The sequence below is a fragment of the Xenorhabdus thuongxuanensis genome (assembly GCF_001908095.1).
Taxonomy (GTDB): Bacteria; Pseudomonadota; Gammaproteobacteria; order Enterobacterales; family Enterobacteriaceae; genus Xenorhabdus; species Xenorhabdus thuongxuanensis.
Genome location: NZ_MKGR01000023.1, coordinates 10,801 through 37,791 on the forward strand (window position 1 = coordinate 10,801; position 26,991 = coordinate 37,791).

Annotated in this window: 18 protein-coding genes; 13 read left to right on the top strand and 5 right to left on the bottom strand. The window is 44.8% G+C overall.

Features of this window, described 5'->3' with window-relative positions; translation table 11 throughout:
- From Xentx_RS13960 to Xentx_RS14005, 10 genes are all read left to right on the top strand, one after another.
- On the top strand, positions 1 to 207 hold a 207-nt coding region (locus Xentx_RS13960), incomplete at its 5' end, for an EF-Tu C-terminal domain-related protein (protein WP_479688423.1).
- 336 nt (positions 208 to 543) lie between these two features.
- Positions 544 to 927, top strand: coding sequence for a preprotein translocase subunit SecE (gene secE / locus Xentx_RS13965; RefSeq protein ID WP_074020841.1), 384 nt, complete (start codon positions 544 to 546; stop codon positions 925 to 927).
- A gap of 2 nt (positions 928 to 929) precedes the next feature.
- Entirely contained in the window at positions 930 to 1,475 is a 546-nt protein-coding gene (nusG, locus tag Xentx_RS13970) for a transcription termination/antitermination protein NusG (RefSeq protein ID WP_045959649.1), read from the top strand.
- Positions 1,476 to 1,691: 216 nt separating this feature from the next.
- Positions 1,692 to 2,120, top strand: coding sequence for a 50S ribosomal protein L11 (gene rplK, locus Xentx_RS13975; RefSeq protein ID WP_074020842.1), 429 nt, complete (start codon positions 1,692 to 1,694; stop codon positions 2,118 to 2,120).
- Between the two features lie 3 nt (positions 2,121 to 2,123).
- Positions 2,124 to 2,825, top strand: coding sequence for a 50S ribosomal protein L1 (gene rplA / locus Xentx_RS13980; protein WP_074020844.1), 702 nt, complete (start codon positions 2,124 to 2,126; stop codon positions 2,823 to 2,825).
- Between the two features lie 346 nt (positions 2,826 to 3,171).
- The gene (gene rplJ, locus Xentx_RS13985) at positions 3,172 to 3,669 is read left to right on the top strand and encodes a 50S ribosomal protein L10 (protein WP_074020846.1); all 498 of its coding nucleotides are present in this window, start codon (positions 3,172 to 3,174) and stop codon (positions 3,667 to 3,669) included.
- 63 nt (positions 3,670 to 3,732) lie between these two features.
- Positions 3,733 to 4,098 carry a 50S ribosomal protein L7/L12 gene (gene rplL, locus Xentx_RS13990; protein ID WP_045972989.1) on the top strand — a complete coding sequence of 122 codons (366 nt, stop codon included), beginning with the start codon at positions 3,733 to 3,735 and terminating at the stop codon, positions 4,096 to 4,098.
- A gap of 383 nt (positions 4,099 to 4,481) precedes the next feature.
- Positions 4,482 to 8,510 carry a DNA-directed RNA polymerase subunit beta gene (rpoB, locus tag Xentx_RS13995; protein WP_074020847.1) on the top strand — a complete coding sequence of 1,343 codons (4,029 nt, stop codon included), beginning with the start codon at positions 4,482 to 4,484 and terminating at the stop codon, positions 8,508 to 8,510.
- Positions 8,511 to 8,671: 161 nt separating this feature from the next.
- Positions 8,672 to 12,898, top strand: coding sequence for a DNA-directed RNA polymerase subunit beta' (gene rpoC / locus Xentx_RS14000; RefSeq protein ID WP_074020849.1), 4,227 nt, complete (start codon positions 8,672 to 8,674; stop codon positions 12,896 to 12,898).
- A 90-nt stretch (positions 12,899 to 12,988) separates the two neighbouring features.
- The gene (locus Xentx_RS14005) at positions 12,989 to 14,278 is read left to right on the top strand and encodes a polysaccharide deacetylase family protein (protein WP_083600977.1); all 1,290 of its coding nucleotides are present in this window, start codon (positions 12,989 to 12,991) and stop codon (positions 14,276 to 14,278) included.
- A gap of 426 nt (positions 14,279 to 14,704) precedes the next feature.
- Here Xentx_RS14005 and malM read toward each other — a convergent pair whose 3' ends face one another.
- Genes malM through malK form a run of 3 tightly spaced genes read right to left on the bottom strand, consistent with a single transcriptional unit; the run spans position 14,705 to position 18,101 of the window.
- Complete coding sequence (gene malM / locus Xentx_RS14010; protein ID WP_074020851.1) at positions 14,705 to 15,694, bottom strand: maltose operon protein MalM; 990 nt, start codon at positions 15,692 to 15,694, stop codon at positions 14,705 to 14,707.
- Positions 15,694 to 16,956, bottom strand: coding sequence for a maltoporin (locus tag Xentx_RS14015; RefSeq protein ID WP_074020853.1), 1,263 nt, complete (start codon positions 16,954 to 16,956; stop codon positions 15,694 to 15,696). Before Xentx_RS14015 ends, malM begins: the two co-directional genes overlap by 1 nt.
- 35 nt (positions 16,957 to 16,991) lie before the next feature.
- Entirely contained in the window at positions 16,992 to 18,101 is a 1,110-nt protein-coding gene (gene malK, locus Xentx_RS14020; RefSeq protein ID WP_074020854.1) for a maltose/maltodextrin ABC transporter ATP-binding protein MalK, read from the bottom strand.
- 444 nt (positions 18,102 to 18,545) lie between these two features.
- Between malK and malE the strand changes: the two genes are divergently transcribed.
- The 3 genes from malE to malG all read left to right on the top strand — a co-directional run bounded on the left by malE (position 18,546) and on the right by malG (position 22,295).
- Entirely contained in the window at positions 18,546 to 19,745 is a 1,200-nt protein-coding gene (gene malE, locus Xentx_RS14025) for a maltose/maltodextrin ABC transporter substrate-binding protein MalE (protein WP_074020856.1), read from the top strand.
- 90 nt (positions 19,746 to 19,835) lie between these two features.
- The gene (malF, locus tag Xentx_RS14030; RefSeq protein ID WP_074020857.1) at positions 19,836 to 21,392 is read left to right on the top strand and encodes a maltose ABC transporter permease MalF; all 1,557 of its coding nucleotides are present in this window, start codon (positions 19,836 to 19,838) and stop codon (positions 21,390 to 21,392) included.
- Positions 21,393 to 21,404: 12 nt separating this feature from the next.
- Positions 21,405 to 22,295, top strand: a complete 891-nt coding sequence (malG, locus tag Xentx_RS14035) for a maltose ABC transporter permease MalG (RefSeq protein WP_074020859.1) — start codon at positions 21,405 to 21,407, stop codon at positions 22,293 to 22,295.
- Positions 22,296 to 22,390: 95 nt separating this feature from the next.
- Here the strand turns inward: malG and malQ are convergent, their stop codons facing one another.
- Both malQ and malP read right to left on the bottom strand, forming a co-directional pair.
- Complete coding sequence (gene malQ, locus Xentx_RS14040) at positions 22,391 to 24,535, bottom strand: 4-alpha-glucanotransferase (protein WP_074020860.1); 2,145 nt, start codon at positions 24,533 to 24,535, stop codon at positions 22,391 to 22,393.
- A gap of 9 nt (positions 24,536 to 24,544) precedes the next feature.
- Complete coding sequence (gene malP, locus Xentx_RS14045; protein WP_074020862.1) at positions 24,545 to 26,989, bottom strand: maltodextrin phosphorylase; 2,445 nt, start codon at positions 26,987 to 26,989, stop codon at positions 24,545 to 24,547.
- Positions 26,990 to 26,991: the final 2 nt, after the last annotated feature.

Consider the following 26,991-nt stretch of genomic DNA (forward strand, 5'->3'; position numbering starts at 1 on the left):
TACCGTCCACAGTTCTACTTCCGTACCACTGACGTAACCGGTACTATCGAACTGCCAGAAGGCGTAGAGATGGTAATGCCAGGTGACAACATCAACATGGTAGTTAATCTGATTGCACCAATCGCTATGGACGAAGGTCTGCGTTTCGCAATCCGTGAAGGTGGCCGTACTGTAGGCGCCGGTGTTGTTGCTAAAGTGATCGCATAATTTTTTTAATGTGTTCATTTTGGAAGGGCATCGATAGATGCCCTTTTTACACGTTGTCTTAAGAAGAACCTATCTCATCAATAGTTGTTCATTATTGGTCAATTAATGGCAGATAAATTGCTATTTGATTGCTATTCTTAATTATTGGTGAGATAGGCTCTGATACAACGGATGGGCTTAGATATCATTGATATACAAAAGTCCTGCTGAATTATGGTGCCGAGTCAGATACAATTACAATTATCTTTGGGTTCGGTCTGATTTGTTTTGCTCTTGCGAGGCAAGCTGGCTATCTATTTACATCATAGTTACTTACATATAGTTACAGGTTGGTTTATGAGTGCGAATAGCGATGCTCAAGAAAGCGGGCGTGGTCTTGATATAGCAAAATGGCTATTGGTGGCAGTGCTACTGGTGGTTGCTATTGTGGGTAATTACTATTACCGAGAGTATAACCTGCCTCTGCGCGCGATAGCCGTGGTTGCTATTGTTGCCCTTGCAGGAGCAGTTGCATTGTGGACTGTAAAAGGTAAGGCTGCATTAGCCTTTGCCCGTGAAGCCCGCATTGAAATGCGTAAAGTCATTTGGCCAACTCGCCAGGAAGCACTGCATACGACTTTAATTGTTGCAGCTGTGACGGCTGTCATGTCTCTTATCTTATGGGGGCTTGATGGTATTTTGGTGCGTTTAGTTTCATTTATTACAGGCCTGAGGTTTTAAAAATGTCTGAATCCCCAAAAAAGCGTTGGTATGTCATCCAGGCATTTTCTGGGTTTGAAGGTCGCGTCGCTCAATCTCTGCGTGAACATATCAAATTACAAGAGATGGAAGATTCTTTTGGCGAAGTGATGGTGCCGACAGAAGAGGTTGTTGAGATCCGTAGTGGCCAGCGCCGTAAAAGCGAGCGTAAATTCTTCCCTGGCTATGTCTTGGTACAGATGGTAATGAACGATGCGACTTGGCATTTGGTTCGCAGTGTACCTCGCGTAATGGGTTTTATCGGTGGTACTTCTGACCGCCCAGCACCAATCAGCGATAAAGAAGTTGATGCGATCATGAATCGTCTTCAACAGGTTGGTGATAAACCACGGCCAAAAACTCTGTTCGAACCAGGCGAAATGGTTCGAGTCAGCGATGGTCCGTTTGCAGACTTCAATGGTGTGGTGGAAGAAGTCGATTATGAGAAGAGCCGCTTGAAAGTATCGGTTTCTATCTTTGGTCGTGCTACCCCTGTTGAGCTGGATTTCAGCCAGGTAGAGAAAGTTTAACCTGGTGATGAAGTAAGCGTCTCTGCTTGCAAAGGGTGTGAAATTAGCATACAATTTCGCGCCTTTTATTTTTTATCCAGGCATCATTTTTAGATGATACTTAGATAAATATTAGGTTAGGTAATAGTTTTAAGTAACCTGGTCTTTTAGACGGGGTTCAAATCGTCAGGGGAGCCTCATTTTGAGGCGATAAAACCCACATAGAGGAAAAGATAAATGGCTAAGAAAGTACAAGCCTACGTTAAGCTGCAAGTTGCAGCTGGTATGGCTAACCCAAGCCCACCAGTTGGTCCAGCTCTGGGTCAGCAGGGTGTTAACATCATGGAATTCTGTAAAGCGTTCAATGCTAAAACTGAAAGCATTGAGAAAGGCTTGCCAATTCCAGTTGTTATTACTGTTTACGCAGACCGTTCTTTCACTTTCGTTACCAAAACCCCACCAGCGGCTGTTCTGCTGAAAAAAGCAGCAGGCATCAAATCTGGTTCTGGCAAACCGAACAAAGATAAAGTTGGTAAAGTAACCAGCGCTCAGATTCGTGAAATTGCTGAAACTAAAGCTGCGGATATGACTGGTGCTGACGTTGACGCGATGATGCGTTCAATCGAAGGTACTGCTCGTTCCATGGGCCTGGTAGTGGAGGATTAATCAATGGCTAAACTGACCAAGCGCATGCGCACTATCCGTGAAAAAGTTGATGCAACTAAACAATATGACATCAACGAAGCTGTTACTCTGCTGAAAGAACTGGCTACTGCTAAATTCGTAGAAAGCGTTGACGTAGCTGTTAATCTTGGCATTGATGCTCGTAAATCTGACCAGAACGTTCGTGGTGCAACTGTACTGCCACACGGTACTGGCCGTTCAGTACGTGTTGCTGTATTTACTCAGGGTGCAAACGCTGAAGCGGCTAAAGCTGCTGGCGCTGAACTGGTAGGTATGGAAGATCTGGCTGAATTGGTTAAGAAAGGCGAGATGGACTTCGACGTTGTTATCGCATCTCCAGATGCAATGCGCGTTGTTGGCCAACTGGGTCAAATCCTGGGCCCACGTGGTCTGATGCCAAACCCGAAAGTAGGTACTGTAACTCCTAACGTTGCTGAAGCTGTACAGAACGCTAAAGCGGGTCAGGTTCGTTACCGTAACGACAAGAACGGTATCATCCACACCACTATCGGTAAAGTTGACTTCGAAGCTGATAAACTGAAAGAAAACCTGGAAGCTCTGCTGGTTGCGCTGAAAAAAGCTAAACCATCTTCTGCTAAAGGCGTTTTCGTTAAGAAAGTTAGCTTGTCTACTACCATGGGTGCAGGTGTTGCGATCGACCAGTCTAGTCTGAACGCATCAGTTTAATGATTTAAGCTGAGAATAACGCTTTACCTTAGCGTCAGATTTGTCTAAAATCTGACGCTTCAAATTTGCCTGATCAGTGTGTTTTATAACACACAGCCTTCGAAAAATAAGGTAGTATCGGCAAATAACAAGTTTTCGGTTGGAGCTTGGCCTAATCCAAGCCCCGTCCAAGACCGCAGGCGTAAGATAAGTGATTACTTACTTAATATCCTGCGTAGACGGTGACAGAGCCAAATGAAATTTATTTTCTGGATTCTGCTCACCGTGTTTCAGCGCTCAGGCACATTTGGTGTTCTGAGTGAAGTGAGTCCCGGGTTTGCCCGGTTAATCCAGGAGCAAGAAGCTAATGGCACTAAATCTTCAAGACAAACAAGCGATTGTTGCTGAAGTCAGCGAAGTAGCCAAAGGCGCGCTGTCTGCGGTTGTTGCGGATTCTCGCGGCGTTACCGTAGATAAAATGACTGAACTGCGTAAAGCAGGTCGCGAAGCTGGCGTTTATATGCGTGTTGTTCGTAACACTCTGATGCGCCGTGCTGTTGAAGGTACTGAATTTGAGTGCCTGAAAGAAGCGTTTGTTGGTCCAACCTTGATTGCTTTTTCTAATGAACATCCGGGCGCAGCTGCTCGTCTGTTCAAAGATTTCGCGAAAGCGAACCCAGCATTCGAGATTAAAGCAGCAGCCTTTGAAGGTGAGTTTATTCCAGCGAGCAACATCGATCGTCTGGCAACACTCCCAACTTACGAAGAAGCAATCGCACGCCTGATGTCAACCATGAAAGAAGCCGCTGCAGGCAAACTGGTTCGCACTCTGGCTGCGCTACGCGATCAGAAAGAAGCTGCTTAATTGCTTATTTCCTTCGTTGCTTTTTAACGTATAAATTTTTTCTGAATTTTAGGAACACTTGTTATGTCTATCACTAAAGAACAAATTCTGGACGCAGTTGCAGAAATGTCTGTAATGGACGTTGTTGAACTGATCAGCATGATGGAAGAAAAATTCGGCGTTTCTGCTGCTGCAGCTGTAGCTGTAGTTGGTGGTGCTGCTGAAGCCGTTGAAGAAAAAACTGAATTCGACGTAATCCTGACTGGCGCTGGTGCTAACAAAGTTGCTGTAATCAAAGCAGTACGTGGCGCAACTGGCTTGGGTCTGAAAGAAGCGAAAGACCTGGTTGAAAGCGCACCAGCAGCTCTGAAAGAAGGCATCAGCAAAGACGACGCTGAAGCTCTGAAAAAATCTCTGGAAGAAGCAGGTGCTTCTGTTGAGATCAAGTAAGATCTGTTTGAAGTTCGCAGCCTGATTTTTCAAGGCTGGCGGCTGGCGATTTTTTAATCGCCAGCCTTTTTGCGCTGTAAGGGCATTGTCTGAAAATCAGATTTGCCTGAAAGGCATTAATAGGGAGTTAGTAGCATTTCACACTGTTTGGCTGCTAATAAACCCAAAATACTTCTTCCTATTGACGACTTAATATACTGCGTTCTCAGCTACGATCCACTCGGGTAGCTCGGTAGTAAGGTAACGCAATGAAATGATTTAAGAGTAATAGTAATGAGTATTACGGAAAATATTCTGTTTTCTGTTCGAAAAAAATAGTGTTGCAGAGTGCTGTCCTTAAGGGCGGACAGAGTGGGTCACTTATCAGCGAGCTGAGGAACCCTATGGTTTACTCCTATACCGAGAAAAAACGTATTCGTAAGGATTTTGGTAAACGTCCACAAGTTTTGGATGTTCCATACCTTCTTTCTATCCAACTTGACTCGTTCCAGAAGTTTATCGAGCAAGATCCTGAAGGCCAAAATGGTCTGGAAGCGGCCTTCCGTTCAGTGTTTCCAATTCAGAGCTACAGCGGCAATTCAGAGCTGCAATATGTAAGCTACCGTCTTGGCGAACCAGTCTTTGATGTTAAAGAGTGTCAGATCCGTGGCGTGACGTTCTCCGCACCTCTGCGCGTTAAGTTGCGTCTGGTGATCTATGAGCGCGAAGCGCCAGAAGGCACAGTTAAGGACATCAAAGAACAAGAAGTCTACATGGGTGAAATTCCACTCATGACTGATAACGGGACTTTCGTTATCAACGGTACTGAGCGCGTTATCGTATCTCAGTTGCATCGTAGCCCAGGCGTTTTCTTTGATAGCGATAAGGGTAAAACCCATTCATCCGGTAAGGTACTGTATAATGCACGTATCATCCCTTACCGTGGTTCGTGGTTAGATTTCGAATTTGATCCAAAAGATAACCTGTTTGTGCGTATCGACCGCCGCCGTAAGTTGCCGGCTTCGATTATTCTGCGCGCGATGGATTATTCCTCTGAAGACATTCTGAATCTGTTCTTCAAAAAAACCGTTTTCGAAATTCGCGACAATAAATTGCAGATGATGCTGGTTCCAGAACGTCTGCGTGGCGAGACTGCTTCATTTGATATCGAAGCAAACGGCAAAGTTTATGTTGAAAAAGGCCGTCGTATCACAGCTCGTCATATCCGCCAGTTAGAAAAAGAACAGGTAGACCGTATTGAGGTGCCTGTTGAATATATCGCGGGTAAAGTTGTAGCAAAAGATTACATCGACCAGAACACAGGTGAAATCATCTGTGCTGCTAACATGGAACTCTCTTTGGATCTGTTGGCCCGTTTAAGTCAGGCTGGTTACAAATCTATCGAGACCCTGTTTACCAATGATCTGGACCACGGCGCTTATATTTCCGAAACCCTGCGTGTTGACCCAACCAATGATCGCCTGAGCGCACTGGTTGAAATCTATCGCATGATGCGTCCGGGTGAACCACCAACACGCGAAGCCGCAGAAAACCTGTTTGAGAACCTGTTCTTCTCTGAAGATCGTTATGATCTGTCTGCGGTTGGTCGTATGAAGTTCAACCGTTCACTGGATCGTGACGAGGTTGAAGGTTCCGGTATCCTGAGCAAAGAAGACATCATTGATGTGATGAAAAAGCTCATCGATATCCGTAACGGTAAAGGTGAAGTCGACGATATCGACCATTTGGGCAACCGTCGTATCCGTTCCGTTGGTGAAATGGCTGAAAACCAGTTCCGCGTCGGTCTGGTTCGTGTAGAACGTGCAGTGAAAGAGCGTTTGTCTCTGGGCGATCTAGATACCCTGATGCCACAGGACATGATCAACGCCAAACCAATTTCTGCGGCGGTAAAAGAGTTCTTTGGTTCGAGCCAGTTGTCCCAGTTCATGGACCAGAACAACCCACTGTCTGAAATCACCCATAAACGCCGTATTTCTGCGTTGGGTCCAGGCGGTCTGACCCGTGAGCGTGCAGGCTTTGAAGTTCGAGACGTACACCCAACTCACTATGGCCGTGTATGTCCAATCGAAACACCTGAAGGTCCAAACATCGGTTTGATTAACTCATTGTCCGTCTATGCGCGTACCAATGAGTATGGCTTCCTTGAAACACCTTACCGCTTGGTTCGTGATGGTGTAGTGACTGATGAGATCCACTACCTGTCAGCAATCGAAGAAGGTAACTACGTCATTGCTCAGGCGAACACCGTATTGGATGAAGAAGGCCATTTCGTTGAAGAATTGGTAACTTGCCGTCATTACGATGAATCCAGCTTGTTCAACCGTGATCAGGTTCAGTACATGGACGTTTCGACACAACAGATCGTGTCCGTCGGTGCTTCTCTGATCCCATTCCTTGAACACGATGACGCCAACCGTGCATTGATGGGTGCTAACATGCAACGTCAGGCGGTTCCAACTTTGCGCGCTGATAAACCGCTGGTCGGAACAGGTATGGAGCGTGCGGTAGCGGTTGACTCCGGTGTAACCTCTGTTGCTAAACGTGGCGGTGTAGTTCAGTACGTTGACGCATCTCGTATCGTTATCAAGGTTAACGAAGATGAAATGTACGCGGGTGAAGCGGGCATTGATATCTATAACCTGACCAAATATACCCGCTCAAACCAAAACACCTGCATCAACCAGACACCATGTGTTTTTTTGGGCGAACTGGTAGAACGCGGTGACGTGCTGGCTGATGGTCCATCCACTGACTTGGGTGAACTGGCACTGGGTCAGAACATGCGCGTGGCGTTCATGCCTTGGAATGGTTATAACTTCGAGGACTCCATCCTCGTATCTGAGCGTGTTGTTCAGGAAGACCGTTTCACCACCATTCACATTCAAGAACTGGCTTGTGTGTCTCGCGACACTAAACTGGGGCCTGAAGAGATTACTGCTGACATCCCTAACGTGGGTGAAGCTGCCCTGTCTAAACTGGACGAATCCGGTATCGTTTATATCGGTGCGGAAGTGAAAGGTGGCGACATTCTGGTTGGTAAGGTGACACCGAAAGGTGAAACTCAGTTGACTCCAGAAGAAAAACTGTTGCGTGCGATTTTCGGTGAGAAAGCGTCTGATGTGAAAGACTCCTCACTGCGCGTACCAAACGGTGTTTCTGGTACTGTTATCGACGTACAAGTCTTTACCCGTGATGGCGTAGAAAAAGACAAGCGTGCGTTGGAAATCGAAGAGATGCAGTTGCGTGAGGCTAAAAAAGACCTGACAGAAGAACTGCAAATTTTCGAAGCTGGCCTGTTTGCTCGTATTCACTCTGTACTGGTTGCCGGTGGCGTTGAAGCGGAAAAACTCAGCAAACTTCCTCGTGAGCGTTGGTTGGAGCTGGGCCTGGCTGATGAAGAAAAACAAAATCAGTTGGAGCAGTTGGCAGAACAGTATGACGAACTGAAAGTAGAGTTCGAGAAAAAACTGGATGCTAAACGCCGTAAGATCACTCAGGGCGACGATCTGGCACCAGGCGTGCTGAAAATTGTCAAAGTGTATCTGGCTGTGAAACGCCAGATCCAGCCTGGTGACAAGATGGCAGGTCGTCACGGTAACAAAGGTGTTATCTCCAAGATCAACCCAATCGAAGACATGCCTTACGATGAAAACGGCACACCAGTGGACATCGTACTGAACCCGCTGGGCGTACCATCACGTATGAACATCGGTCAGATTCTGGAAACTCACTTGGGCATGGCGGCGAAAGGTATTGGTGACAAGATCAATGCGATGCTGAAACAGCAGCAAGAAGTTGCCAAACTGCGTGAATTCATCCAGAAAGCTTATGATCTGGGTGATGATACCCGTCAGAAAGTTGACTTGAGCACCTTCACCGATGAAGAAGTGATGCGTCTGGCAGAAAACCTGAGAAAAGGTATGCCTATCGCAACACCTGTCTTTGATGGTGCAAAAGAGACCGAAATCAAAGAGTTGTTGAAACTGGGCGGCTTGCCGACTTCCGGTCAAATCACTCTGTTCGACGGCCGTACAGGTGAACAATTCGAGCGTCAGGTAACCGTTGGTTACATGTACATGCTGAAATTGAACCACTTGGTTGATGACAAGATGCACGCCCGTTCTACCGGTTCTTATAGTCTGGTTACTCAGCAGCCGTTGGGTGGTAAGGCACAGTTCGGTGGACAGCGCTTCGGTGAGATGGAAGTGTGGGCATTGGAAGCATACGGTGCGGCGTACACCCTGCAAGAAATGCTCACCGTTAAATCTGACGATGTTAACGGTCGAACCAAGATGTATAAAAACATCGTGGATGGTAACCACCAGATGGAACCAGGCATGCCGGAATCTTTCAACGTATTGTTGAAAGAAATCCGTTCGTTGGGTATCAACATCGAGCTGGAAGACGAATAAATCGTTTTCCCACTGGTACTGCCCGGCTGTATGTTGAAACATAAGAATGTCGGGCGGTTTACCAGCCAGTGGTTGTACTGGTCCCAGTGGTTATACTGGTTATAGAGGGGAGTGGCATGGGCCACTCACCTAACAGGTCTAACTCCGACAGGAGCCATTTCGTGAAAGACTTATTGAAGTTTCTGAAAGCGCAAACTAAGACCGAAGAGTTTGATGCGATCAAAATTGCTCTGGCCTCTCCAGATATGATCCGTTCGTGGTCATTCGGAGAAGTAAAAAAGCCGGAAACTATTAACTACCGTACGTTCAAGCCTGAGCGTGACGGTCTTTTCTGTGCGCGTATTTTCGGGCCAGTAAAAGATTACGAATGCTTGTGTGGTAAATACAAGCGATTGAAACACCGTGGTGTGATTTGTGAGAAATGTGGCGTTGAAGTCACCCAGACTAAAGTTCGTCGTGATCGTATGGGTCACATTGAGCTGGCATCTCCAACTGCTCACATCTGGTTCCTGAAATCTCTGCCATCCCGCATCGGTTTATTGCTGGATATGCCTCTGCGTGACATTGAACGCGTCCTGTACTTCGAATCCTATGTGGTTGTTGAAGGCGGCATGACCAGCCTTGAGCGTAGTCAAATCCTGACTGAAGAGCAGTATCTGGATGCCCTGGAGGAGTTCGGTGATGAATTTGATGCAAAAATGGGTGCAGAAGCAATCCAGGCTTTGCTGAAAAACATCGACTTGGAAAACGAATGTGAAGTCTTGCGTGAAGAGCTGAATGAAACCAACTCTGAAACCAAGCGTAAAAAGTTGACCAAGCGTATTAAACTGCTGGAAGCCTTCATTCAGTCTGGCAACAAACCAGAGTGGATGGTTCTGACCGTTCTGCCAGTTCTGCCACCGGATTTGCGTCCACTGGTTCCACTGGATGGCGGCCGTTTCGCAACTTCAGATCTGAACGATCTGTATCGTCGCGTTATTAACCGTAATAACCGTTTGAAGCGCCTGTTGGATCTGGCTGCGCCAGATATCATCGTACGTAACGAAAAACGTATGTTGCAGGAAGCGGTTGATGCTCTGCTGGATAACGGTCGTCGCGGTCGTGCGATTACCGGTTCTAACAAGCGTCCTCTGAAATCCCTGGCAGATATGATCAAGGGTAAACAGGGTCGTTTCCGTCAGAACTTGCTGGGTAAACGTGTTGATTACTCAGGCCGTTCTGTAATTACCGTAGGTCCATACCTGCGTCTGCATCAGTGTGGTCTTCCTAAGAAGATGGCACTGGAACTGTTCAAGCCATTTATTTACGGCAAACTGGAACTGCGTGGCCTGGCGACGACTATCAAAGCCGCCAAGAAAATGGTTGAGCGTGAAGAAGCTGTTGTATGGGATATCCTGGATGAAGTCATCCGTGAGCATCCAGTTCTGCTGAACCGTGCACCAACCCTTCACCGTTTGGGTATTCAGGCATTTGAACCCGTTCTGATCGAAGGTAAAGCTATTCAGTTGCACCCACTCGTGTGTGCGGCATATAACGCCGACTTCGACGGTGACCAGATGGCTGTTCACGTACCGTTGACTCTGGAAGCCCAGTTGGAAGCGCGTGCGTTGATGATGTCTACCAACAACATCCTGTCTCCAGCGAGCGGTGAACCAATCATCGTTCCATCTCAGGACGTTGTATTGGGTCTGTACTACATGACCCGTGACTGTGTTAATGCGAAAGGCGAAGGCATGGTTCTGACCGGTCCTAAAGAAGCAGAGCGCGTATACCGCGCAGGTCTGGCTTCTCTGCATGCCCGTGTCAAAGTTCGTATCACAGAAGAAGTGAAAGATGGCGAAGGCAACGTGACTATCAACACAGGTTTGGTTGATACCACTATCGGTCGTGCCATCCTGTGGATGATTGTGCCACGTGGCCTGCCATATTCACTGATTAACCAGCCGTTGGGTAAAAAAGCCATCTCCAGAATGCTGAACACTTGTTACCGCATATTGGGCTTGAAACCAACTGTTATCTTAGCTGACCAGACTATGTATACCGGTTTTGCTTACGCTGCTCGTTCCGGGGTATCCGTAGGTATCGATGACATGGTCATTCCTGAGAAGAAAGAAGGCATCATCGCGGAAGCAGAAGCAGAAGTGGCCGAAATTCAGGAACAGTTCCAGTCAGGTCTGGTAACTGCCGGCGAACGCTATAACAAGGTTATCGATATCTGGGCTGCGGCAAATGAACGTGTTGCCAAAGCGATGATGGAAAACCTGTCTACTGAAACGGTTATTAACCGTGACGGTGAAGAAGAACAGCAGGTTTCTTTCAACAATATCTTTATGATGGCTGACTCTGGTGCGCGTGGTTCTGCGGCTCAGATCCGTCAGTTGGCGGGTATGCGTGGTCTGATGGCAACGCCAGATGGCTCTATCATCGAAACCCCAATTACTGCGAACTTCCGTGAAGGTTTGAACGTACTCCAGTACTTCATCTCAACCCACGGTGCTCGTAAAGGTCTTGCGGATACCGCATTGAAAACGGCGAACTCCGGTTACCTGACTCGTCGTCTGGTTGATGTTGCTCAAGACTTGGTAGTAACTGAAGATGACTGTGGTACTCTCGATGGCATCCTGATGACTCCGGTTATCGAAGGTGGTGATGTTAAAGAGCCACTGCGTGAACGTGTATTAGGACGTGTAGCGGCAGAAGACATCCTGAAACCAGGTACAGCGGACATTCTGGTTCCACGTAACACATTGCTGAACGAAAAATGGTGTGATCTGTTAGAAGAGAACTCCGTTGACAGCGTGAAAGTACGTTCCGTAGTAAGTTGTGAAACTGACTTCGGTGTTTGTGCGAACTGTTACGGCCGTGACCTTGCTCGTGGTCACCTGATCAACAAAGGTGAAGCGATCGGTGTTATCGCAGCACAATCAATCGGTGAACCAGGTACACAGTTGACGATGCGTACGTTCCACATCGGTGGTGCGGCATCTCGTGCGGCAGCAGAATCCAGCATTCAGGTACGTAACAAAGGTCATCTGAAACTAATCAACGCGAAATTCGTTACGAACTCAGCAAGCAAACTGGTTATTACCTCTCGTAATACCGAATTGCGTCTGATCGACGATTTTGGTCGTACCAAAGAGAGCTATAAAGTACCTTACGGCTCGGTATTGACGAAAGGTGATGGTGAGACAGTGACTGGTGGTGAAACCGTTGCGAACTGGGATCCACACACCATGCCAATCGTGAGTGAAGTATCCGGTATTATCCAGTTCTACGACATGGTTGATGGTCAAACCATTACCCGTCAGACGGATGAACTGACTGGCCTGTCTTCACTGGTGGTTCTGGATAGTGCAGAGCGTACCGGTAGCGGTAAAGACTTGCGCCCAGCATTGAGAATCGTAGACGCTCAGGGTAACGACGTTCTGATCCCAGGTACAGATATGCCTGCTCAGTACTTCCTGCCGGGTAAAGCGATTGTTCAGTTGGAAGATGGTATGTCCATCTCTGCGGGTGATACATTGGCGCGTATTCCTCAGGAATCTGGTGGTACTAAAGATATCACCGGTGGTCTGCCACGCGTTGCGGATCTGTTCGAAGCTCGTCGTCCGAAAGAGCCTGCTATTCTGGCAGAAATCAGCGGTATCGTTTCCTTCGGTAAAGAAACCAAGGGCAAGCGCCGTCTGGTAATTACTCCACTGGATGGTGGTGAACCTTACGAAGAGATGATCCCTAAATGGCGTCAGCTCAACGTGTTCGAAGGTGAAGTTGTTGAACGTGGTGACGTGATCTCCGATGGTCCAGAATCTCCACATGACATTCTGCGCCTGCGTGGTGTTCACGCGGTTGCTCGTTACATCACTAACGAAGTACAGGAAGTTTACCGTCTGCAAGGCGTTAAGATTAACGATAAACACATTGAAGTTATCGTTCGTCAGATGCTGCGTAAAGCAACTATTGCGAATGCGGGTAGTTCCGAATTCCTTGAAGGTGAGCAGGTTGAATACGCACGCGTTAAGGTTTCGAACCGTAAACTGGAGCAGGATGGCAAAGTACCAGCTATCTTCCAGCGTGACCTGTTGGGTATCACCAAGGCATCATTGGCAACAGAATCCTTCATCTCTGCGGCATCGTTCCAGGAAACAACTCGCGTTCTGACTGAGGCAGCTGTTGCAGGTAAACGTGATGAACTGCGTGGCTTGAAAGAGAACGTCATCGTTGGTCGCCTGATCCCGGCGGGTACAGGTTATGCTTACCATCAGGATCGCATCCGTCGTCGTCAAGAAAACGAAGTGGTTGAAGCACCACAATTTAGCGTTGACGAAGCCACTGCAAACCTTGCTGAATTGTTGAATGCAGGTTTTGGTAGCAGCAGCGATAACGAGTAATCGTGATGTGTAGCATACCCTATATCGTATAGCTAATCGTGAAATGCCCTCTCCTGGTAGAGGGCATTTTTTATTGGATGGAAAATTAAAATGAGACGAATTATTTATGTTATTACAATGAGTTTCTTATTATTTTTGATATGTTTTTCTAATCCGGTTTTATCGCAATCCCACGATTTTCCGCGTTATCATTACATGGAGGTGACTAGAGAGAGTAAAATCTATTCTTGGGTAGGTGAGCATATCATTAATGTTGGGTTATTCAGGAAAGGGCAATTACTTAAAGTTGCTGAAGAAGAAGGTGAAAAGAGTAGTTACTATGCGTTTCATTTCGGAAATGGAATAGGTTATATAGCTAAAGGAAATTTAAAGGAAATTAAGAAATCTGCGTTCCCCAATAATCCCTTTAGTACCAATCCTCTGCATAAAAAAGCCTCCCAAAATTTGATAATAATTAAGATGGTACAAGTCCATAGCGCACCTGATACGGATAGCCAACCAATTGCAATTTTGATGGAAAATCTCCGCTATCCGGTTTTAGACAAATTACAAGATCCTTTCCACCATACTTGGTACGAAATTAATTTGGGTGATCGATTAGGTTACATTAGTGATCGGGATGCTGAATTGGACAATGGCATTCCTTTGTTAACTTATCACCATGTTCTTAAAGATACTAAACGTTTTCTACATACCTCAACAACAACATCCCTGGCTGCATTTCGTGAGCAGATGGCTTATTTAAAGCGAGCAGGTTATACCACAATTTCATTCTATGAATTAGAAGGCTATTTAAATGGTTCCATTAACTTGCCAGCAAAAGTGGTTGGCTTAACCTTTGATGATGGGTTGAAATCCGTTTATCGTTATGCCTATCCCATTTTGAAAGAGAATGATCAGAAAGCTACACTTTTTATTATTTCATCCAGAGTTAAACGCCACCCGCAAAAATGGGATCCTGATACCCTGCAATTCTTGAGCCTCCCAGAATTATATGCCATGCAAGATGTATTTGATTTTCAGTCTCATACCCATTTCTTGCATCGTTTTAGCAAGAATCAACAGCCTATACTATTAAGTCGGTCATATCACAATATCCTGTATGATTTCAGACGTTCCAGACGGGCATTATCACAATTAAATCCCCATGTACTTTATCTCTCTTATCCTTTTGGTAGATATAATTTAAAAGCAATGAAAGCAGCTAAACAAGCTGGGTTTCATTTGGCTGTCACTACGGTAAAGGGAAAAGTTAAGTTGGGGGATAATCCCTTTTCTTTGAAACGATTATATATATTGCGTACAGATCCGATTGAAAAAATGGCAAAAATGATTGCTAATAAATCCTATTTAACGTCTTTAGGATCGCTTAATAATTGAATATAGGATATAACATCATTTAGTTGATAAATAATAATAGAATATTCCTAATGTGATGATTTTTTACTGAGGATAAAAGTGATGGATTTCTTGGGAGTAATATTTGAGTTTTTTTATATTCTCATAAAATTTACTATCAAGTTTTTTGCGTGGATAATAAAGGAAGCTATTATTACATTACTTTCCATAAGTGTTTTATTGTTACTAATGTTTATTTTCTGGGTTTATTAAATGTCGAAGGAAAATAAGAAGCTATCTGAATAAGAAAGGGATTATGGATTATTTTAGGTAAATATAATGGTAGCAATGGTATGGATATGTAATGAAAACTTATCTGAGAAGAATGATGAATTTTTATCATGTTAAGAGCCTATTCCCTTAGGCTCTTAAGTTAAATATATCTCTATAATTATTTGATGAATCAATTTATTTTTTGTTTTTTATCACCTTGATAAAAGTTTCTCGTGCAGTTGGGGAACCTAGTCGTTCTGCTTCATCCAACAGTTTCAATGCCTTATCAACATCACCATTGTTAATAGCTTTTTTGATAGCGTCATTGAAATACCGTTCGGTATCGTTCAGTACAGGTTTAACTACTAGGACAGCAGATTGCGGTGCATCAGTCGGGGTTGTTCTTATCGGCGATGTAGATACTGTTTGTGTAGAACCAACTGTGACTGGTTTAGGTGCAGGTGAAGAAAATACTTGGCCTATCAGGATATTGCCTGCATTGTTTTCTGATTGCACTTTTAACGTTAATGTACCTGTTTCTGTATGGCGAGCGATCGGATCTGGAATATCCGGCACGGAATTACCGACACCTTTAGCATAAGCCTTAGCAGGATCGACCATTTGTGTCGAAGCTTGTAAATCAGAACGAGTGGTATAAATCAGTAAATAGATTCGCTGTTGCCCCAATGCTGGTGTTAGCTTTAACACTCCTTCAAGCCGATCGGTGGACATAATACTTGGTTGTTGATAGCGGAAATAGTGGCTTGGATAAAAGGCCGCAGGATGGAGTTGTTCATCAAAGACTAAAACATTCGGTGAGTATACCTGCTTATCTTTTATCAGACTGTTCAGGGTGATTTCCAATGAACCTTGATTGGCTGGTAAAGCAAATGTGGCTACCGCACCTTGGATATGACCATCATTAAGCTGCTGTGATGTGCTCTCAAGAATAATAGTCTGTGTGTCATGAGTATTGATGGGTTGCCACTGTAATTTCTGCAAGGTTGACAAAGGCAAAGTTGGCGCAGCATTGGTTGTTTCTATGCCAGATTTTGCCCTATTAGTTATTGCGATACTGGACGCTGCTGTATCAGACAGCGCGATATCTGACGCGGCATAACTCACTGCCGGAATCATGTTGCAGAGTAGGGCACTGAGGCAAAGTGAGAGTAATTGCTTTTTCATTACCACCAAGCCTCAAATTGGGCACCAAATGTAAACTCATCGCTGTTCCCACGACTGAATTGATGTACTGGTGTGTCGTGGTAGGCAATGCCATCGCCATAGCCCCATTTTTCATTCCATTTGGAGTAAGTGGTGAATAAACGGATAGCAGGGCGTGACCATATGCTGTCACCTGCTTGCCACTGTTGAGCCAGAGTGATTTTGAACTGATCATTGTTTGCTTTGGTGCGTTGTGACTTCACATGATCATAACCTACTTCCATTAAGGTACTCATGATTGGTGTCCACTTATACATTGGGCGGATACCCACGGTGTACCATGTGTTGCCATTGTTATTGTCGAGATCAATGTCTTGATACATGGCGGCATACATGAGATCCCATTTCTTGGTGATACTAATGGCACCATGATTCAGAACGCGCAGCATATGTCCGTCATTATTCACATTAGCACCTTCGGCACGCCCATTACCGCTGGAAGTCATAGCGTCGGTTGCGTACTGTAAGACAAATTTGTTGAAACCACCTAACAGGCTTTGGGTATGTTCGGCAGTCAGCATCACACCGTCTTTAGATGCTTGTTTATTAAGCTGATATCCTTTACGTGTATTGGCACGCCCATAATCAATACCAAACTCCAGCGTACCGCCAGCATTAACTGGTAAGTTGGCTAACCGTATATCAAAAATGTCATTTGAAGTATTTGGGGCGTCCTTGCGTTTATCATCAATCCATCCATATGAACCACCTTCTTCTGTATTACGGGTTACAGCGAAGGAGAGCTTACCAAAACCAAGGTCAATATTTTCCAATCCTGCACCTGGACCGGAAATATCCCAATAATAGAAGTCGATCATATGTACATCGTGGCGCTGGTAGAAACGTTTACCGGCCCATAGTGTTGAACCAGGCAACCAATCAATGATATTAGTTGCTTGCACATTGACTTCACGAAAACCAGGTTTGGTATCTTCCCAATCTTTTTGCTGACTTACGGAGTAGGCTAAATTGGTATCAAAATAGAAACGTTTATTACCTTCTTTCCATAACTCCTGCCCTAACTTAAGTTCAGCATAGGTTTCACATTCGTTGCCAAGACGGTATTTACTTGGTGCTCCGGTGACTTTGGCACATTTCTGCTCACCACCATTACTTGTCCAGCCAATGCCTGAACGGGCATAGCCGTGGAAATCAACAGCGATAGCTTGCGTGGATAATAAACCAGTAGTTAGCATAGCCAATGAGAGAGACAATATACGCATAATAATTCTCCTGTTATTTTTTTATGGCCGCGGATCTAGATTCCGGGTTCTTTATGTAAACGCTGACATGCAGTTCCATCTTCACGGAAAAGATGACATCGGTGAGGAGCTAGTCCGATAGAGAAATCTGCACCTTCTTTAACGAGAACAATATCAGGTTGGCGGTAAACCAAATTTTGATGAATGGCAGGTATGCGGATGTGAATCTGGGTTTCGTTCCCCAGTTGTTCCACGATCTGTACTGTCCCCTCTAACGTAACATCGGCTACATCATTAGGCAAAAGATGTTCGGGGCGAATTCCCAAAGATACATTACTACCGACAGTTAGTCCTTTGCTTTCAACAGGTAACCAAACAGGCTGGCCGTTAGGCAGGATGATCTGTACTTGATCAACAGCAATCGCTGAAACTTTTACTGGCAGGAAATTCATTTTTGGTGAACCAATGAAACCTGCGACAAAGCGATTGGCAGGATAGTGATAAATTTCAAGTGGCTTACCAACCTGAGCAATATTGCCCCCATCCAGAACGACAATCTTATCTGCCAGAGTCATGGCTTCGGTTTGGTCATGAGTGACATAGACCATTGTACGTTGTAGTCGCTTGTGTAAACGTGAAATTTCAATTCTCATCTGAACACGTAAGGCAGCATCCAGATTGGAAAGAGGTTCATCCAGCAGAAAGATATTGGGTTCAGCAACGAGAGTTCGGCCAATGGCGACTCGCTGGCGTTGACCACCGGACAGTGCCTTGGGACGTCGATCGAGAAGATGTGCAAGCTGGAGGGTTTCTGCAACTTGTTGCACTCGCGTTTGAATATCGCTTTTTTTGACACCTGCCAGCTTCATGCCGAATGACATATTGTCTGCAACAGAGAGATGGGGATATAGTGCGTAAGATTGAAAAACCATGCCGACACTGCGTTTGGCTGGTGGAACATCATTCACGCGCTTTCCGTTTATCAGTAAATCACCGGACGTGATATCTTCCAATCCCGCGATCATCCTTAGCAGTGTCGATTTCCCACACCCTGATGGGCCGACGAATACGACGAATTCCCCTTCCTGAATATCAAGATTAAGATCTTTGGAGATGACAGTTTCACCATATGATTTAGATACATTGCGGAATGTGATGCTAGACATTTGTTCCCTCCCTCGGATTTGCCACCTCAGTTTTTGTTCATTTTCGTTTCCTACTCGTCTTCGTTTTTTAATTTGTCGTAGCGGGAAACTTAGTGAAAAACTGATGGCTGGATTGTGTATAAAATAACAGGCGCGAAAATCCTCCATCCCAGAATTTTTGATGGTGGAGGAGTCAGGAGGACGAGCTTAATGTGATTGAGAAAGAAAGAAGAAAATTGTCAGGTAAGATGTGATTTAAATCGCAAAAAAGGACGCTATATTGGCATTAACGTTCTGATTCTAATTGTTTTTGTAAGCCAGTTCACACTCATACAGCATAAGGCGTAGAACTGGGGAGGATGAGTCTTTCTTACATTGATTGCACACTGGTGTCATTTTATCGCGATGTAACAAAGAGCATTATCTTGAACTAATAAATAACTAACAAATGAAAAAGGCGGAATGATGACCAAGAAAATTTCAAAAGTAGGGACTCGTACCCTGATGCTTTCCGTTCTAACAACATGTGTATTGTCTGCTTCGGCTTTTGCAAAGCCGGAAGAAGGAAAGTTGGTCATTTGGATCAATGGTGATAAAGGTTATAACGGACTAGCACAGGTTGGTGAAAAATTTACAAAAGAAACGGGGATTCCTGTCACTGTTGAGCATCCTGACAAACTGGAAGAAAAATATACCCAAATTGCAGCCAGTGGAGATGGGCCAGATATTATTTTCTGGGCACATGATCGCTTTGGTGGTTATGCACAATCAGGATTAGTTGCTGAAATTACTCCTGATAAGTCGTTTATTGATAAGTTATTTCCCTTTACGTGGGATGCCGTTCGTTATGACGGAAAATTGGTAGGATATCCTGTCGCAGTTGAAGCCCTTTCTCTTATCTACAATAAAGACTTGATTAAATCTCCTCCTAAAACATGGGAAGAAATCCCTGCCTTGGATAATGAGCTGAAAAAGCAAAATAAAAGCGCAATCATGTTCAATTTGCAGGAACCGTATTTCACTTGGCCACTAATTGCTGCCGATGGCGGATATGCCTTTAAGGCAGAGAATGGTACTTATAATGTTAAAGATAGCGGAGTGAATAATGCAGGCTCTAAAGCGGGGATGACATTTCTGGTTGATTTAGTCAAAAACAAACATCTCAATGCAGATATCGATTACTCCATTGCCGAAGCTGCCTTTAATAAAGGCAAAACAGCAATGACGATTAATGGTCCTTGGGCGTGGGCGAACGTAGATAAAAGTAAGATTAATTATGGTGTTACCCTATTACCCACTTTTAAAGGAAAACCCTCTAAACCCTTTGTTGGCATTTTAACTGCGGGAATTAATGCGGCCAGTCCTAATAAAGAATTAGCGAAAGAGTTTTTGGAAAATTACCTGCTTACCAATGAAGGGTTGGCAATGATAGACAAAGATAAACCGTTAGGAGCGGTGGCTTTGAAATCCTATCAGGAGATTCTGGCGAAAGATCCACGTATTGCTGCCACGATGGCAAATGCCCAAAACGGCGAAATTATGCCGAATATCTCCCAAATGAGTAGCTTCTGGTACGCAATGCGTAGCGCTGTTCTTAACACTATCAGTGGGCGTCAGACGATAGATGCTGCGCTTAATGATGCTGAAACAAGAATGACAAAATAAACGAATGACAGGCTCCTGAATTTAAGGAGCCTTAGCCCTTATTGTGATAGGTGTTGGATCATCACAATTTTTGGTAACAGGAAGTGCAAGATGTCAGCGACATTAGAAAAAACAGTATGGTGGCAGCATCCAGCCCTGAAATGGTTTACTGTAGGTTTTTGCCTACTTTTTACAGGTTATCTGATTGTGCTGATGTATGCACAGGGAGAATACCTGTTTGCTATGGTAACACTGGTATTACTGGGAAGTGGTATTTATGTTTTTTCCAACCGAAAGGTTTATGTTTGGCGCTATACCTACCCTGGAATTGCTGGAATAGGGATATTTATACTGTTTCCGCTTATCTGCACGATTGCTATTGCTTTTACAAATTATAGCAGTACTAACCAATTGACATTTGAACGTGCTCAAACTGTATTAATGAGTCGCCATTATCAGACAGGGGAACCATTTAATTTCAAACTCTATCCGGTATCTGAACAGTGGATCTTGGCTTTGACCGTTCCTGATAGTAATAATTTATTGATATCTGAGCCTTTTTCTCTTATGGGAACGGAAGAGATTCTCCTGCCTCTCCATGAACAGGAAAAAAAGTTTGAAGACAATGCTGCGACATTGCGTACTATTACTCAGTATCGGCAGGCGTTGAACCAATTGGTAGTTGTTCTTCCTGATGGCAGTAAACTGAGAATGAGTTCTTTGCGCCAGTTTTCTGCTATAAACCCTCTTTATTCCCTTGATGAAGGTGGAATTACACTGACTGATAAACAAACTGGCATACGATACCGGCCAAATATGGATACAGGGTTCTACCAATCCATTAATACTGAAGGAGAATGGACTAATGAAACGTTAAGTCCTGGATTTACCGTTTCTATTGGTTGGAAAAATTTCCTACGGGTGATACAGGATGAAGGTATCCAAAAACCTTTTCTGTCTATCTTTATCTGGACAGTCGTTTTCTCTTTACTAACAGTAGTACTGACAGTTGCTCTGGGTATGGTTCTCGCTTGTATTGTACAGTGGGAAGCTCTTAAAGGACGAGCCATTTACCGTGTACTGCTTATTTTGCCTTATGCTGTGCCTTCGTTTATTTCCATTCTGATTTTTAAGGGATTGTTTAACCAGAGTTTTGGTGAAATCAATCTGGTGCTAAACGGGTTGTTTGGTCTTAAGCCAGATTGGTTTACAGATCCGACACTAGCTCGAACCATGTTGATTATTGTAAATACATGGTTGGGCTATCCCTATATGATGATTCTTTGCATGGGGTTACTGAAATCTATCCCTGATGATCTTTATGAGGCATCAGCGCTTGATGGTGCAGGGCCATGGCAGAATTTCACCAAAATTACCTTTCCATTATTGATTAAGTCACTGACTCCGTTGATGATTGCCAGCTTTGCTTTTAATTTTAATAACTTTGTCCTGATTCAACTGCTAACCAATGGTAAACCTGATCATATTGGTACATCGACACCTGCGGGTCATACCGATCTTTTGGTGAATTACACCTACCGTATCGCATTTGAAGGTGGTGGTGGACAGGATTTTGGTCTGGCAGCAGCAATTGCAACATTGATCTTCTTATTGGTAGGCGCATTAGCCATCATCAATTTGAAAACTGCCCGCATGAAATTTGATTAAGGAGGAAAGAAGATGGCGATGGTACAACCCAAATCGCAGCGATGGCGGGTATGGGGAACACATATATTAATGCTGGCTTTTATTGCCATGATTTTGTTCCCTCTGCTGATGGTAATTGCTATTTCTTTGCGTCCGGGTAATTTTGCTACGGGTAACCTGATTCCAGATACTATTTCATGGGAACACTGGAAATTGGCTTTTGGCTATAGCGTGGAATCTGCTGATGGACACGTCACGCTTCCCCCATTTCCGGTCATGCAATGGCTTTGGAACTCTGTAAAGGTTGCCTTCATTACTGCTACTGGCATTGTGGCATTATCAACGACGTGCGCGTATGCATTTGCTCGAATGCGCTTTCGTGGAAAAAGCACCTTACTCAAGGCAATGTTAATTTTTCAAATGTTTCCGGCGGTACTTTCTTTAGTGGCACTATATGCTTTGTTTGATCGATTAGGAGAATATATTCCTTTCCTTGGTCTTAATACCCACGGTGGTGTGATTTTTGCCTATATGGGCGGAATTGCTTTGCATGTATGGACGATAAAAGGTTATTTCGAAACAATAGATCGTTCTCTGGAAGAAGCAGCTATGTTGGATGGCGCGACATCGTGGCAAGTTTTCCGTTTGATACTGTTGCCACTTTCTGTGCCTATATTGGCTGTAGTATTTATTTTGTCATTTATTGGCGTGATTACCGAAGTACCAGTTGCATCTCTGCTATTACGTGATGTGGATAATTACACACTGGCAGTGGGAATGCAGCAATATCTTCACCCACAGAACTATCTCTGGGGCGATTTTGCCGCTGCGGCTGTGCTTTCCGCTATTCCTATCACGGCAATTTTCTTACTTGCCCAACGTTGGTTAGTAGGTGGATTAACATCTGGAGGCGTGAAAGGTTGATCCTCTCCCCAATCATATTTAGCTATATGATTGGGGATTTGTTTTCTTGCCACTGGGCTTCAATTTGGGGCAATAGTTGTTAGTTCAGTCAGTTATTAGCCCTGTTTTCGGCACTCTTCGATTGTTTGTAACAGATGGTTGATATGGGAATCTGAAAATATAGCTTCCAACGTAGAAGTAAGTTTCCGTCGCCAGTTGGGATATTCCTCTGTTGTGCCAGGAATATTAACAGGGCGTTCCATATCCAGCCAATCTTCAGGTTGTAATCCTAATAAAGCACAGGTGCTACGGGCTATATAGCGGTGTATACCTTGATTTATAGCATGTGACATCGGATGCTCAGTTTGTGTCAGTGATACTGATCTCTGAAATGAGGAGGGGGTATCTGTCTTGGACAATTCTTCTGGTAAATAGCCATGACGATTTAAACTTGTTAATAGCGCTTGCTTGCAGCGTTTACGTTCTGAATATAAATCGGCAAGAAGGGCTTTGTCAGGGTATAAGCCGATGGATTCTCCTAAGATTAGATCTTCATTTTGCCAGAATCCACGCAAGGTAGGTAGGTCATGGGTATTAATGGTCGCCATTGCTTGCACGGGATATTCATCGGGAGCACGGTATTCACCCTGCTCATTGCGTTCAAAATAGAATACCTTATAGGAATAAACACCACTGTCCCGTAACTTATCGACAATTTCTTCCGGTACAATTCCCAAATCTTCGCCTATCACCAAGCAATGGTTGCGCTGGCTTTCCAATGCTAATATTGCCAGCAGATCATCAACCGGATAATGGACATAAACGCCTTTATCGGCAGTTTCTCCTTGTGGTATCCACCAGAGTCTGAGCAATGACATCACATGATCGATACGCAATGCACCGCAATGGCGCATATTGCTACGCAGTAATTCAATGAAAGGTTGATAGGCTTGGGCTTTTAATACATGGGGATTCATTGGCGGAAGCCCCCAATTTTGCCCCCGTGGTCCCAGAATATCGGGGGGCGCTCCTACAGATGCCTTAGTACAATAGATGTTTCGATTACACCAGGTTTCTGAACCGCCTTGCGCTACTCCAACAGCAAGATCGCGGTAAATACCAATCGGCATCTGATTGGCTTGGCTGATAGTGAAGCATTCGGCAAGCTGGGTGTCAGCTATCCATTGTAGCCAAAGGAAAAATTCTATTTCCTGTGGATGTGAATGGCAGAATGTTTTAACCGCGTCATTTTCCGGTTCACGGTATTCTTCCGGCCACACAGGCCAGCCCCAATAAACATTATTTTCCCCATATAGCTTATGGTGTAGGGCATCATAAGCAGCTTGATAATAAAGGTTTTTTCCTCCTTTGGTTACAAAATTTTGGAAAATGATTTGTTGGGGATCATCGCCAGAACGACGTTTAAATTGCGGATAAACCAGACGCAATGCAGCCATTTTTAGTGTCATGACTGTGGTGTAATCAACCCATTCTGTTTGGCGGGCTTGCTGGAGTTTGGATTGTGTTTCCGCTGAATGCCACCACTCTTGTGCTTCGATACTATAATTAAAATCTTCTATTTGGTGTACGGCAATATAGATGATATTGAGCCAGTGGCGGGAAGATGGACTGTAAGGGCTGGCATTTTCAGGCATTGCAGGATATATAGCATGAAGAGGATTCAGGCCAATAAAGGCGCCGCCACACTGTGCCAGTTCTTGCAGCATATATTTCAGATCGCCAAAATCACCAATTCCCCAGTTACTTTCTGATCGCAGGGTATAAAGCTGAACGCAAGCACCCCAAAGTTTTTCTCCGCGTGTTATAGCATCCGGTTCGTAACAACGTTCAGGGGCAACAATAAGTTGTATGGAGTATTGCCGAGAGACAGTTTCTGGTTTCTCCTCCGTTATCAGGCTCAGTGTGTGATATCCCAAGGAGAGGTCGGTTGGTAAAGTGAATTGATGCTGGCAGTGGCCATGAAGTATCTCCCCTTGTTCAGTGTGTATTTGCCACTGGTAATTATTTGTATCTTCCAGAGGAAGGGTTACCATTTGTCCCGGGATAACCACTTTAACATTAGGTAATGGGGAAGCGTGTAGATGAGAAACCGGCCTTCCGACCGGTATATCTGTACTCATGGCTTCCAATATGCGATGCCTGATTTCAGCAGGGATTGCCTGTGGTTTTCCATAGGCATTAATATATTCGCTGGTAATGCCGGCCTCAGTTGCCAAGTCATTGAGGCAGTTGTTTTCCATACTCAACCCTTATTTGGTTTGCCAGATTCGTTGTTGATAATCCTGAATAGCGCGGTCAGAACTAAAGTTACCCATTCGAGCAGTATTTAGTACAGTGCTGCGTGTCCAGCCTTGGGCATCGCGATATCGAGTGTCAATTTGTTTGTGGGCATGGCAATAAGAGGCAAAATCAGCCAGCACTAAATAAGGATCGCCACCGTCAGTCAGGCTATGTAGCATAAGATCAAATGAGTGCGTATCGCCGTGGCTGAATTCACCCTTGGCGAGGGAGCCAAGAATATCTTTTAGATGATGATCCTGTTGAAGTATAGCTTGTGGGTTATAGCCGCTGTTTAGTAAAGCCTTAGCTTCTTCTACGGTCTTGCCGAAGATAAAGATATGGTCGTTTCCGACTTGTTCAGCAATTTCGACATTTGCACCGTCCAGTGTTCCGATGGTTAATGCACCGTTTAAGGCCAATTTCATATTGCCTGTGCCGGAGGCTTCTTTGCCCGCTGTAGATATTTGTTCTGACACATCGGCTGCCGGGATCATCAGTTCCGCAGCGGAAACATTATAATCGGGGATAAAGGCAATTTTAATGCGATCGCGGACGATCGGATCATGATTGATCTTTTCAGCGGCATGATTGATGGCAGAGATGATATTTTTCGCCAGATAGTAGCCGGGAGCTGCTTTGGCACCGAACAGGAAAACACGGGGATGGATATCTAAGGCCGGATTTTCCTGAATCTGCCGATAAAGTGACAAGATATGGAGCAGGTTCAGATGTTGACGTTTGTATTCATGTAAACGTTTTATCTGTATATCGAAAATAGCCTGGGGATCAATTTTCAGCCCCATTACCTTATTTACGTAGTTGGACAGGCGAATCTTATTGTCTTGCTTAACGGCTCGATAGGTGTCACGGAAGGTAGAATCGTCGGCATAAGGTTCGAGTTGTCTCAAAGCAGCGAGATCATTCACCCACTCATGACCTAATGTTTGGTCAATTAATGAAGAGAGTGCAGGGTTACACTGTTTTAACCAACGACGCGGAGTTACACCATTAGTCACGTTGTGGAATTTAGTTGGCCACAGTTGGTGATATTCAGGGAACAGATCTGTCACGATCAAGGATGAATGTAAGGCTGCGACTCCGTTTACGGCAAAGCACGCGACAACACAAAGGTTGGCCATTCTGACCTGATTGTCATGGATAACTGCCAATTTTTCCCAGATTTGTTGGTTATCAGGCCAAATTTGTTCCACAGTTTTTTTAAAACGTCGGTTGATTTCCTGGATGATGCGGTGATGGCGTGGCAGAAGCTCACTCATCAATTGTTCATCCCAACGTTCTAGGCCTTCTGGCAGCAAGGTATGGTTGGTATAGGCGAAAGTTTTTCCTGTGATTTCCCACGCGCTCTCCCAACTTAACTGGTATTCATCAAGCAGAAGACGCATCATTTCAGGGATTGCGATAGTTGGGTGAGTATCGTTAAGCTGGATAACTTCGTATTGTGCTAGCTCTTCTATTTTGCGCTCTGCTTGTTGGTGGCGGCGCAGAATATCTGCCACGGCACAAGCACATTGAAAATATTGCTGCATCAGGCGCAGTCGTTTACCTGCTTGATGATTATCATTCGGGTAGAGAACCTTAGTCAGGCTGGCGGCTTCAATGCCTTGTTGTTCGGCGTGCAGGAATTCCCCATCATTGAAAAGTGACAGATCAAAGGGGTTATCGTATGTTGCTTGCCATAGGCGAAGTGGTTGGGTTACACCATTGTTATACCCAAGCACGGGTAAATCCCATGCCTCACCAATCAGAGTAAACGCGGGAACCCAATTTTCATGGCCATCGGCAGTTGTCACGATTTCGCCACCAAAACTGACGTTAACTTTTAATTGTGTGTTATGGTGAAACCACGGATAGGACTCGCGTTCCCAATTATCAGGTGATTCAATTTGTTGCCCCTCTTTAAAGGATTGACGGAAAAGACCATATTGATAATTGAGACCATACCCCGTAGCAGGTTGATTGATCGTCGCCATTGAGTCAAGAAAACAGGCTGCTAACCTCCCTAACCCACCATTGCCCAATGCGGGATCGGTTTCTTCTTCCAGCACGTCACTCAACATGATGCCATCTTCTGCCAGATAAGACTGAATATCGTCATACCAACCAAGATTCAACAAATTGTTGGCTGTCAGTCGGCCTATCAGAAATTCCATCGAGATATAGTTCACGTGGCGTTGATTGTCAGAGGATGGATTGGCTCGGTTTTGCTGAGTGGCTAGGGGGAGTAATTCAGATACCGCTGCACTAATGGCTTGCCACCACTGATGTGGTGTCATTTCCTGGGCTGAACTGAGACCGAAAGATTGCCATTGGCGTGTGAGTGCGGCTTGAAATAAGGCTTTATCGAGTTCTGGGTTTTTATCTAATGTGGATGATTTTAATGTGGATAGTTGCATGG

Coding starts and splice junctions, on each gene's coding strand:
- secE (WP_074020841.1), top strand. CDS start 544: ATGAGTGCGAATAGCGATGCTCAAGAAAGCGGGCGTGGTCTTGATATA.
- nusG (WP_045959649.1), top strand. CDS start 930: ATGTCTGAATCCCCAAAAAAGCGTTGGTATGTCATCCAGGCATTTTCT.
- rplK (WP_074020842.1), top strand. CDS start 1,692: ATGGCTAAGAAAGTACAAGCCTACGTTAAGCTGCAAGTTGCAGCTGGT.
- rplA (WP_074020844.1), top strand. CDS start 2,124: ATGGCTAAACTGACCAAGCGCATGCGCACTATCCGTGAAAAAGTTGAT.
- rplJ (WP_074020846.1), top strand. CDS start 3,172: ATGGCACTAAATCTTCAAGACAAACAAGCGATTGTTGCTGAAGTCAGC.
- rplL (WP_045972989.1), top strand. CDS start 3,733: ATGTCTATCACTAAAGAACAAATTCTGGACGCAGTTGCAGAAATGTCT.
- rpoB (WP_074020847.1), top strand. CDS start 4,482: ATGGTTTACTCCTATACCGAGAAAAAACGTATTCGTAAGGATTTTGGT.
- Xentx_RS14005 (WP_083600977.1), top strand. CDS start 12,989: ATGAGACGAATTATTTATGTTATTACAATGAGTTTCTTATTATTTTTG.
- malM (WP_074020851.1), bottom strand. CDS start 15,694: ATGAAAAAGCAATTACTCTCACTTTGCCTCAGTGCCCTACTCTGCAAC.
- Xentx_RS14015 (WP_074020853.1), bottom strand. CDS start 16,956: ATGCGTATATTGTCTCTCTCATTGGCTATGCTAACTACTGGTTTATTA.
- malK (WP_074020854.1), bottom strand. CDS start 18,101: ATGTCTAGCATCACATTCCGCAATGTATCTAAATCATATGGTGAAACT.
- malE (WP_074020856.1), top strand. CDS start 18,546: ATGACCAAGAAAATTTCAAAAGTAGGGACTCGTACCCTGATGCTTTCC.
- malF (WP_074020857.1), top strand. CDS start 19,836: ATGTCAGCGACATTAGAAAAAACAGTATGGTGGCAGCATCCAGCCCTG.
- malG (WP_074020859.1), top strand. CDS start 21,405: ATGGCGATGGTACAACCCAAATCGCAGCGATGGCGGGTATGGGGAACA.
- malQ (WP_074020860.1), bottom strand. CDS start 24,535: ATGGAAAACAACTGCCTCAATGACTTGGCAACTGAGGCCGGCATTACC.
- malP (WP_074020862.1), bottom strand. CDS start 26,989: ATGCAACTATCCACATTAAAATCATCCACATTAGATAAAAACCCAGAA.